Genomic DNA, 7,962 nt, shown 5'->3' on the forward strand with positions numbered 1-7,962 from the left:
CGTCGTCGAGGAATGGGTCCTAGAATGATGCCCTGAGCGGGCAGCGACCCGGTCGCCGACCAGAGTCGATCGGAGGACAGACAGTGAACCAGTGGACCGTGGGGTCGACAGGCGAACCCGTTCGGGATGTCGTGCTGAAACTGGCCAGGGCGCACGAGTCCGCATTCGGCTCGGCATTCGGTGCCGGAGCAGGTGCGGGGCCGGCCCGCCTCTTTCCGCGCTTCGGCGCGGAAGCCCACGCCGATTCGACCAGTCACGCGGATGCCCGCGGCGGAGTCCGCAGGCTCGTCCAGGAATCCTGGGAACGGTCCCTGTCACTGCAGATCGATCCCGCCCGCCCGGCACCCGAGCCGGAACTGTCGTCCGACGCGCTCAGGGAGCTGCGCGACCGGCATCCGCTCTCCGCGGTGCTTCCTGTCGTCCAGAACCTCCTGATCCGGCATTCGCTCGAGTCCGGTCTCATCGTCGCCATCGGAGACGAGTCGGGCAGGCTGCTCTGGATCGACGGCGACCGCACCGTGCGGCGCCAGGCGGAAGGCATGCTGTTCGTCGAGGGAGCCGACTGGTCGGAACGCCGGGTCGGGACGAGTGCCCCTGGGACGGCGCTCGCGCTCGATCACGGAATCCAGATCCAGCGGGCGGAGCACTTCAACCGGCTGGCGCACTCGTGGAGCTGCACGGCCGTGCCCATCCACGACCCCGATTCCGGCGTCATCCTGGGCGTCATCGACGTCACGGGAGGGGACGACGCCGTAGGTCCGCAGACCCTTCCGCTCGTCGAGGCCGCGGCCTGGGCGATGGAGGCCGAACTGCGCATCCAGCGGCTCCGCGATCGAAACGACAACGGACCAGGGCACGGAGGCCCGCGCGATCGCGCGATCGTGCGTGTCGCCGGATTCACGCAGGCGCCGCCGCCCACGACCCAGAGACGCCCGACGAATGCGCGGGTGTCCGTGCTCGGGCGCGACACCGGGTTCCTCGAGAACGGCCTCGGGTCCTTCGAACTGAGTCCGCGGCACGCCGAGATCCTGACCCTGCTCGCCTGGTACCGGGACGGCCTCACCGCCGACCGGCTGTCCCAGCTGCTGAGCGACCAGTCGAACTCCGTCGACAACCTGCGCGCGGAGATGGTTCGCTTGCGGAAGGTCCTCGACGGGACGGCCCCGCCCATCTCGATCGCCTCCCGGCCGTACCGTCTCGGTTCGCCGGTCGAGCTGGATGCGCAACGCGTGCTCGCCCTACTCGAACGTGGCGCCCACCGGGTGGCGCTCGGCACCTACCGCGGGCCGCTGCTGCCCGCCTCCGTCGCCCCCGGCATCGTCGAGATCCGCTCGGAGATCAGTTCCCGGCTGCGGCAGGCGCTGCTGAGCGACGCGAGCCCCGACCTGCTCCTCGAGTACGCCCGCAGCGACGAGGCGGCCTGGGACGAGGAGGTCTGGCGCGCGTGCCTGGAACTGCTGCCGCCCCGGTCGCCGAAACGGGCATCCGTCGTCGCTCGCCTCGCGAAGATCGAGGCGGACCTCGCCGAAACCGGCGCCCCGGGTGGCGGGCGCAACCTCCCGCAACCCTGACGCAACGGTCCCTCCGCGTACGCTCGGGCCAGGTCCGCAGCAGGCGGACCCCACCGACAACGTCGTCGACGAGGAGAGAAATGACCGTCTATGCCAACCCCGGGACCCCGGGCGCCAAAGTCACCTTCAAGCCCCGCTATGAGAACTGGATCAACGGGGGCTGGGTCAAGCCCGTCAAGGGCCAGTACTTCGAAGACATCTCTCCGGTGAACGGGAAGCCGTTCGCCGAGGTCGCCCGCGGAACGGCGGAGGACATCGAACTCGCGCTCGACGCCGCCCACCGGGCCGCGCCGGCCTGGGGCAAGACGACGGCGACGGAACGCGCCGCCGTGCTCAACAAGATCGCCGACGTCATCGACGCGAACAAGGAACTGCTCGCCGTCGCAGAGACCTGGGACAACGGCAAGCCGATCCGCGAACCGCTGAACGCCGACCTGCCGCTCGCGAGCGACCACTTCCGCTACTTCGCTGCTGCGATCCGCTCGCAGGACGGCGACCACGCCGAACTCGACAACGACACCGTCTCGTACCAGTTCCACGAGCCGCTCGGCGTCGTCGGCCAGATCATCCCGTGGAACTTCCCCATCCTGATGGCCGTCTGGAAGCTCGCCCCCGCCCTCGCGGCAGGGAACGCGATCGTGATGAAGCCGGCGGAGCAGACCCCGGTGTCGATCATGGTGCTGATCGAACTGATCGGCGACATCCTGCCGCCCGGCGTGCTCAACATCGTCAACGGGTTCGGCCTCGAGGCGGGCAAGCCGCTTGCGTCCTCCCCGCGGATCCGCAAGATCGCGTTCACGGGCGAGACCACGACGGGCCGCCTCATCCTGCAGTACGCGAGCGCCAACATCATCCCTGCCACGGTCGAACTCGGCGGCAAGAGCGCGAACATCTTCTTCAGCGACGTCGCCCAGGAGCAGGACAGCTTCTACGACAAGGCCCAGGAAGGTTTTGTGCTCTTCGCCTTCAACCAGGGCGAGGTCTGCACGGCACCGAGCAGGGCGCTCCTGCAGAAGCCGATCTACGAGAGCTTCCTCGGCAGCGCCATTGAGCGCACCCGCAAGGCGATCCAGGGCAACCCGCTCGACACCGACACCCAGGTCGGGGCCCAGGCGAGCAACGACCAGCTCGAGAAGATCCTGTCCTACATCGACATCGGCAAGCAGGAGGGCGCCCGTCTCGCCCTCGGCGGTGAGCGTGTCGACCTCGGCGGTGACCTGAGCGGCGGCTATTACGTGCAGCCGACCATCTTCGAGGGCAACAACAAGATGCGCATCTTCCAGGAGGAGATCTTCGGGCCGGTCCTCGCGGTCACGAGCTTCTCCGACTACGAGGACGCCATTTCGATCGCCAACGACAACCTCTACGGGCTCGGCGCGGGCGTCTGGTCCCGGAACGGCAACGTGGCATACCGGGCCGGGCGCGACATCCACGCCGGCCGGGTGTGGGTGAACAACTACCACCACTACCCTGCCGGCGCCGCGTTCGGCGGGTACAAGAGCTCTGGCATCGGCCGCGAGAACAACAAGCTCGCCCTCGGGCACTACCAGCAGACCAAGAACCTGCTCGTGTCCTACTCGGAGAAGCCCCTCGGCTTCTTCTAAACGGCATCGTGCCGAAGGGGGCCGCCGGTATCGACCGGTGGCCCCTTTCGGCCGTCCCGCAGCTCGACTACCGTTGGTGCACATCCCGCCCGATGACCATCGAGCGTGAATCGAACGATGAAAGGCCAGGCAATGTCGCCAGCAGCGCCCTCAACAACCACGGTCATCGCCTCCGTCACGGTTCCGGGGGAGACCACGCCGCGCGTCGAGTTCACGCCGGCCGCCGTCGACACCCTGCGCGAGCTCTGGGCCGAGTTCGGACCGCTGATGTTCCACCAGTCGGGCGGATGCTGCGACGGCAGTTCGCCGATGTGTTTCCCGGCCGGGGAGTTCATCACCTCGGACCGCGACGTGCTGCTGGGCCGGCTCGACATCGCGCCGGCCGGTGAAACGGCCCAGGCCGTCGACTTCTGGATGTCGGCGGAACAGTTCGAATACTGGAGCCACACGTTCCTGACGGTCGACCTCGTCCCCGGCCGGGGCAGCGGCTTCTCCCTCGAGGCTCCGCGCGGCGTGCGTTTCCTGATCCGGTCCCGCCTGATGGAAAGCTTCGGCTGAGGGCTCGTTCGGGAAGGTCGTGCCCATCCCCGGTCGTTCGTGACTCGCGACAGGGGGTGGCCGAACCTGCGGAGTGCCCGTTGGCCCGCCTTTGGCTCTCAGCCTCCGGGCAACTACACTCGTTTGAGGCCGATTCGGCCGCGCACCTTCCTAACTGAACTGAATGAACGGAAACGCTTTCCATGGCATCAACCGCCGATATCCGAAATGGCGTCGTCCTCAACATGGACGGCCAGCTTTGGGCCGTCACCGACTTCCAGCACGTCAAGCCGGGCAAGGGCGGCGCTTTCGTTCGCACCAAACTGAAGAACGTCGTCACGGGCAAGACCGTCGACCGCACCTTCAACGCCGGAGCCAAGATCGAGACCGAGAACGTCGACCGCCAGGACTTCCAGTACCTGTACGCGGACGGCGACTCCTACGTCTTCATGGACGTCTCCGACTTCGACCAGCTCACCGTCTCCAACGTCGTCGTCGGCGAGGCCTCGAACTTCCTCCTTGAGAACCAGAACGTCACCATCGCCCTCCACAACGGCAACCCGCTGTATGTCGAGCTGCCGGCATCCGTCGTGCTCGAAATCACGTACACGGAGCCTGGCCTGCAGGGCGACCGCTCCACCGGCGGCACCAAGCCCGCCACCGTGGAGACCGGGTTCCAGATCCAGGTCCCGCTGTTCCTCGAACAGGGCACCAAAGTCAAGGTCGACACCCGCACCGGTGACTACCTCGGCCGCGTCAACTAGTGAGCGCACGAACGAAGGCGCGTAAGCGCGCGCTCGACATCCTGTACGCCGCCGACGTGCGGCAGACGACGATTCCCGAATCGCTCGCCGCCGAGGCGCAGCGGGCCGCGAGCGAACCCGCGCGGATGGCCTCCTGGCTGTACGCGCGCGAGATCGTGGACGGCGTCGTCGATCACCGCGAGGAGATCGACGAACTCATCGAGACCTACTCGCAGGGCTGGACGCTCAAGCGGATGCCGGTCGTCGACCGTGCCATCCTGCGGATCGGGATCTGGGAGATCCTGTTCAACGATGCCGTTCCTCACGCCGTCGCGATCGATGAGGCCGTCGAGGCCGCGAAGATCCTGTCGACGGATGATTCGGCCGGGTTCGTCAACGGATTGCTCGGCAGGATCGCGCAGACGGCCCCGCCGGCGTCGGCTGCTCCCGCAGCACCCTAGGCTCGTCCGCACCGTCCCGTACCGTTCGTCCAGGGGAAGATCATGAGCAACGACAATCCAGAGCCGTTCCCGTCCTACCCGGACCAGTCCGGTCTGCCGGCGTCCCCCGAGCAGGGAACGCCGCATCAGGATTCGCTCCAGCCGTACCCGCAGCAGGACTACCGGCAGCAGGAGTACCCCCAGGTGCCCCGCACGAACACGCTCGCGATCGTCTCTCTCGTGTCCGCGTTCGTCGTGTCCCTCGTCGCCGTGATCACGGGGCACATCGCGCTCGGCCAGATCGCACGCCGCGGTGAACGGGGGCGCGGCCTCGCCATCGCGGGTCTTGTGATCGGCTACGTGGGACTGGCGTCCACGGCCGTCCTCATTGTCCTCTCGATCCTGTTCGCTGCGGCCTTCGGTCGGGTCTTCCTGAACATGGCCCAGCACGGCGGCTTCGGCGGGCCGGTCACCTCGGCGACGAGCGAACCGGACGCCTCGCAGGGCCTCCTGCCGAGTGGCACGCTCGGCGCGGCCCACTTCGACGATGGTTACGTGTCCGTCGGCACCGGCAGCCAGATCGTCGACGAGTACATCGACCCGATGTGCCCGTACTGCGCCCAGTTCGAGGCGACCAACGGAGCGCTGCTCGCGAGCCGCGTCGATGACGGCTCGATCACACTGCGCCTGCACGCGCTGACCTTCCTCGACCAGGCCTCCCAGGGCACGTACTACTCGAGCAGGGCATCCTCCGCGCTCACCTGCGTCGCAACACTCGCTCCGGACTCGACCCTCGACTACCTCGCGGCCCTGTTCGCGAACCAGCCGCAGGAGAACACCCAGGGCCTCACTGACGCTGAACTCGCTGCGCTTTCGCCGGCCGGTACGGACATCTCCGGCTGCATCGCGCAGGGCGACTACCAGATGTGGTCGGAGGCCAACACCGATGCCGCCCTCAACGGGCCCATCCCTGGAGCGGAGATCGATTCGATCCAGGGCACGCCGACCGTGCTCGTCGACGGGGCGCAGTACCCGGGCGGACTGACCGACAGCCGTGAGTTCGAGGCATTCCTCGACTCTGGCTCAGGATCCGGCCAGTCGACGACCGAGGGGTCGTCGGGCGCCTGAGCGCAATCCGGCCTGGCTACAGGACGGCGTAGAGGCCTTCGAGGGCGCTCGCGATCGAGTCGAAGCTGCCGATCCGCTGCCCGTCTTCGTTGACCAGCAGGAACCCGCGCGGCGTTCGCTCGAGGATGCCCGCGAGTTCATCGGTCACATCGTGACGGACCTCCCAGCGCGCCGGGCCGGCGTCCACGACGGAAAACAACTGAACGAGGTCCGTCCGGTCCATTCAAATCCTTCATCTGTACGTGCTTTCGCCAGCGGATGCCTGCCGCGGGACAATCCTGACGTGTGCCGGGCCCGACCGCAACTTCTGTTCGGTGAACACCCGGTGACGGTGTCGGCGTGGTCCAGGCGGAGCAGGTCAGGCGGGCAGGTCAGAGTGCGATGGCCAGGGCCAGGATCCGTGAGCGCGGCTGATCGGCCCAGGTACCGGAGAGGTGCTCCGGGACGCCGCCGGTGGGCGTCCGGGCCGCGAGAACGCTCGTCTCCGCAGTAGGGCTGCCGGGCACCCTGAGTACGACGAGGCGCAGGGAGCCGGCCTCGACCACGGTCGAACCGAGCTCGTCCCTGGTCGAGAGAGCTGTCGTCGACGACAGTGCCGGGGTGGACGCATCCGTGGTCCCGCTGCCTGCGACCGTCGCCGTGGACTCCCGGAAGACGAGTTCCCCGTCGACGTCGACGAACTCGTCGGCCTGGGTGCCGCCGCGGTGGATGGTCGTTGCGAGCGCGGCGATGTAGGTGGGATCCCCGGTGGCGTCGTATGTCCAGCGACGACCCAGGACCGAGTGTTCCATCGTGCCGATCAACCAGGCGTCGCCGCCTTCGAGGGGCGCATCGCGATACGTCAGCGGCACCTGGAGCACCGGACCGTCGCCGGCACGCACGAGCAGCGTTTCGATGCCGACCTCACCCGCCGGATCGTCAAAACGGTATGCCGCGACGGCCGTCAGGGGGGCGGAGGGATCGCCGGCGAACCAGGACTGCATCCGCAGCCAGGGTTCGACGAGTTCAAGCTTGGACGGCCGAAGCTGGGCCCGGTGGATGAGTGCCATGACCTCGATGGTAGGGCACGTCCGCCTGGCAGAAAGGGCTGTCAGGCCGGAGACGTCTAGAACAGCCGGGAAGTCCGTATCCGTCCGCACGTCGCCGACTGGTCGGCGGCGTTGAGGTCACTCCGCCACTGTCGGCGTGAGCCGTCGGCTGGCAGACTGGGGGGCGTGAATCCAGAGCCGATCCCGTCGTCCGCTGCACCAGACGGTCTGCACGCGTCGTCGCCCACGTCGCGGGTCGACCACTATGCCACTGGTGAGACCAAGGCGAGCGGGAGCACCCTCGATGGCGAACTCCACGGCGAGTGGGAGTGGTTCCGCACAGACGGCACGCTGATGCGTACGGGAGAATTCGACCGCGGCCGCCAGATCGGCGTCTGGCGCACCTGGGCCAGGGACGGCAGCCTCGTCAAGGAGACCCGCTTCCGCTGAGTCGCTCACTGACTCGATTCCGCGCCCTCCCGCAGCCGGCCGACAGGATCCCGGACCTCTGCTGCGCGATGTTCCGCACGTCGGTGAGCGTCCCGAACTCAGGAGTTCCGTGCGGCCGGGTGGGATCGGCTGCACTTGTCCGCGGACCCGAGTTACCCGCCCGGGCGGATCTCCTGAATTCGGAACCATGGGCAGGAGAATCAACCGTCTTCAGGTATGAAACTCGGAATGAGAAGCCCCCAATTATGTGAGCAAGTCTCGCATTCGTGTTCGATTCGGGGTAGAATCGGGGTATGGCAGGAGCTTGGGATCCCTAGTCACACACCCCGCAGGCCCACGATTCAGTGGCCGCGGGCGATCAACCCACCGTTGGTGTCGAGTCGGCCTATCCGGTCGCGGTTGCCGAGGGGTTCGAGGGCGCTGAGGGGTTGGCCGGCTCGGTGCCGTCGGTGCATGCGGAT

9 protein-coding genes are annotated in these 7,962 nt (G+C 67.5%); 7 read left to right on the forward strand and 2 right to left on the reverse strand.

The window, feature by feature from the left end; all coding sequences use genetic code 11:
• Positions 1-83 precede the first annotated feature (83 nt).
• The 6 genes from E3O50_RS06190 (at position 84) to E3O50_RS06215 (ending at position 6,023) form a co-directional block, all read left to right on the forward strand.
• The gene (locus E3O50_RS06190; protein WP_174774632.1) at positions 84-1,571 is read left to right on the forward strand and encodes a GAF domain-containing protein; all 1,488 of its coding nucleotides are present in this window, start codon (positions 84-86) and stop codon (positions 1,569-1,571) included.
• Between the two features lie 80 nt (positions 1,572-1,651).
• Positions 1,652-3,175, forward strand: coding sequence for an aldehyde dehydrogenase family protein (locus E3O50_RS06195; RefSeq protein WP_134449465.1), 1,524 nt, complete (start codon positions 1,652-1,654; stop codon positions 3,173-3,175).
• A 132-nt stretch (positions 3,176-3,307) separates the two neighbouring features.
• Positions 3,308-3,733 carry a DUF779 domain-containing protein gene (locus E3O50_RS06200; protein WP_134449466.1) on the forward strand — a complete coding sequence of 142 codons (426 nt, stop codon included), beginning with the start codon at positions 3,308-3,310 and terminating at the stop codon, positions 3,731-3,733.
• Positions 3,734-3,915: 182 nt separating this feature from the next.
• Complete coding sequence (efp, locus tag E3O50_RS06205) at positions 3,916-4,476, forward strand: elongation factor P (RefSeq protein WP_134449467.1); 561 nt, start codon at positions 3,916-3,918, stop codon at positions 4,474-4,476.
• Complete coding sequence (nusB, locus tag E3O50_RS06210; protein ID WP_134559877.1) at positions 4,476-4,916, forward strand: transcription antitermination factor NusB; 441 nt, start codon at positions 4,476-4,478, stop codon at positions 4,914-4,916. Before efp ends, nusB begins: the two co-directional genes overlap by 1 nt.
• A gap of 42 nt (positions 4,917-4,958) precedes the next feature.
• A complete protein-coding gene (locus E3O50_RS06215) occupies positions 4,959-6,023 on the forward strand; it encodes a thioredoxin domain-containing protein (RefSeq protein ID WP_134559879.1) in 1,065 nt (354 codons plus the stop codon).
• 16 nt (positions 6,024-6,039) lie between these two features.
• Here the strand turns inward: E3O50_RS06215 and E3O50_RS06220 are convergent, their stop codons facing one another.
• Complete coding sequence (locus tag E3O50_RS06220; protein WP_134449470.1) at positions 6,040-6,246, reverse strand: hypothetical protein; 207 nt, start codon at positions 6,244-6,246, stop codon at positions 6,040-6,042.
• Positions 6,247-6,394: 148 nt separating this feature from the next.
• Positions 6,395-7,072, reverse strand: a complete 678-nt coding sequence (locus tag E3O50_RS06225) for a hypothetical protein (RefSeq protein WP_134449471.1) — start codon at positions 7,070-7,072, stop codon at positions 6,395-6,397.
• Positions 7,073-7,237: 165 nt separating this feature from the next.
• Here E3O50_RS06225 and E3O50_RS06230 point away from each other — a divergent pair, with 165 nt between their 5' ends.
• Positions 7,238-7,501, forward strand: a complete 264-nt coding sequence (locus E3O50_RS06230; RefSeq protein ID WP_198413362.1) for a hypothetical protein — start codon at positions 7,238-7,240, stop codon at positions 7,499-7,501.
• Positions 7,502-7,962: the final 461 nt, after the last annotated feature.

The sequence above is a fragment of the Cryobacterium sp. MDB1-18-1 genome (genome assembly GCF_004402735.1).
GTDB classification, from domain to species: domain Bacteria; phylum Actinomycetota; class Actinomycetes; order Actinomycetales; family Microbacteriaceae; genus Cryobacterium; species Cryobacterium glucosi.

Coding starts and splice junctions, on each gene's coding strand:
- E3O50_RS06195 (WP_134449465.1), top strand. CDS start 1,652: ATGACCGTCTATGCCAACCCCGGGACCCCGGGCGCCAAAGTCACCTTC.
- E3O50_RS06200 (WP_134449466.1), top strand. CDS start 3,308: ATGTCGCCAGCAGCGCCCTCAACAACCACGGTCATCGCCTCCGTCACG.
- efp (WP_134449467.1), top strand. CDS start 3,916: ATGGCATCAACCGCCGATATCCGAAATGGCGTCGTCCTCAACATGGAC.
- E3O50_RS06215 (WP_134559879.1), top strand. CDS start 4,959: ATGAGCAACGACAATCCAGAGCCGTTCCCGTCCTACCCGGACCAGTCC.
- E3O50_RS06220 (WP_134449470.1), bottom strand. CDS start 6,246: ATGGACCGGACGGACCTCGTTCAGTTGTTTTCCGTCGTGGACGCCGGC.
- E3O50_RS06225 (WP_134449471.1), bottom strand. CDS start 7,072: ATGGCACTCATCCACCGGGCCCAGCTTCGGCCGTCCAAGCTTGAACTC.